The 1,741-nt window shown below is 61.9% G+C and carries 2 protein-coding genes; both read right to left on the bottom strand.

Features of this window, described 5'->3' with window-relative positions; all coding sequences use genetic code 11:
- Nucleotides 1-1,137, bottom strand: a 1,137-nt coding sequence (locus tag AC5P7R_RS22360; protein WP_495214201.1) for a type VI lipase adapter Tla3 domain-containing protein, incomplete at its 3' end; no start/stop codon positions are given.
- 344 nt (nt 1,138-1,481) lie between these two features.
- Nucleotides 1,482-1,741: hypothetical protein (locus AC5P7R_RS22355; protein WP_495214200.1), on the bottom strand; the 260-nt coding region annotated here is incomplete at its 5' end.

Genomic DNA, 1,741 nt, shown 5'->3' with positions numbered 1-1,741 from the left:
CTCATCGTCCGAAGGACTGACCTGGATCATCGTCACCTGGTCCGGCCGGCGCATCGGCACCACCATGCTGGCCCGCTTCGACTCAGCAGCGGCCATCGTGGCCAGCACCAACTGCACGAACGGCGAGGCCGCACCGGTTTCGCCCAGCCGCGCGAACAGGTCGATGCCTTCCTTCGGATCCAACAGGTCCGGGTTGCCCTTGAGCTGGCGCAGTACTGGCGACAGCGTGGCGATGCCGGTACCGGCCTTGCCGGTGTCAAAGAACACCGAGTTGATGTAGGTTTCGCCGGCGGCCTGTTTCCAGCCCTCTACAAGCGCCTCGTGCTGGGCCTGACGTTTGAGAGGCGTGCCCTGCTCATCCGTGAGGCGGGCGACGATCGGGCGATGCAGCTTGGCCAACGTGGGGAGTTCGTCCCACTGTTTGAAGTGCCCGCGCGTCCAGGGCGTGGGAAAGAACGGTGTGGGTTTGAAGGGCTTTGGTGGAGTCTGCGCCCACTTCCAGAAACCTGGGTAAATGGTGTCCTCGTCCATCTGGGTATACGGCGCCCACGGCCGCAGCCATTCCACCCGCTCGCGGCGGGCTACCACCATGGCCGCGTAGGTGGCCAACGGGGTGCTGGCTGTGCGGGGGGCGTCGTATTTGCCACGGGGCCCTTTGCCATAGACAAGAAGGGCCGGCATATCGGGGGAGCGTTCGAACGTCCGGAAGATGGCTTCGATCACATCTTCAGGCGTGTCGCTGTAGACGACATCCAATTGCTTGATCTGCGTCCAATGAAGACCGGCGGGCATACGTGTGCTGTTGATGAAGCGGCCGTCCATTTCTCTTAGACGTTCGTCGGATCGAATTTCACGTAGCCAATCATTCGCATCGGTCGGAACAACTGTCACGCTGGGAATAGGCCAGGCCTCCACCATAGCCTTCAAGGCCAGCTCCAGAGTATCCGCCTGACGCTTCTCCAGAACTCCCGGGCCATTTGCATGTCGCCAACGTGGTGAGTCTCTGGGCGGCATCACATTTGCACTGAAGCTGTCCGCCTGCTTCAACTCATGCCACACATCGCCCTGGCGGAACATCTCCACCGACAGACCGACACCGATGATGTCTAGAGTGAGCATGCGCTGATCGTTTTCCATAACAGGGGCATCCGGTAGCGGCGGCGCTGGCGCGCCAGATATGGGGGATTGATTCAGACCCAGGAAATCGTTTGGAAGCACGCCGGGGTCATAGGCACGGGGCGGACGTACAGCCTCTGCAAACGCGGCGGGGTCTACTGGCCACGCCTTTTCCAGGGCACTCTTCTTCTCGCAAGCCGGGAGAAGAAGACAGAGCAGTATCAGAAGACAGGGTCTCCTCATGCGCCGGCGCCCTGTCGCACGGGCTGGTATCTCTTTCGATCAGCGGCCGTCTGCGTCCAGACCAACCTGTCCTTGGCAGCCACAGTGTGCGGTCGCCTGGTGAAACATTGCGCACACATCCGTTAGATGCCCTCAATGTTGCCGCCACCATCGCGCAGCAGCTCATCCAGCGCCTTGCGGTCGGCGGCAACGGTTTCCCTGTCCATCGACATCGGCGCAACGTAGCGCGGCGCTGCAGGTTGCTGCTCCGGAACATCCGGCGCCTGCGAGGTCTGCGGCAGCAAGCGTGGCTTGAACAGGTACGACGGAATCTCATCGTCCGAAGGACTGACCTGGATCATCGTCACCTGGTCCGGCCGGCGCATCGGCACCACCATGCTGG

This window comes from Stenotrophomonas sp. YJH_SMC_27 (assembly GCF_059369815.1).
This window is presented reverse-complemented; position numbering and strand designations above follow the sequence as displayed.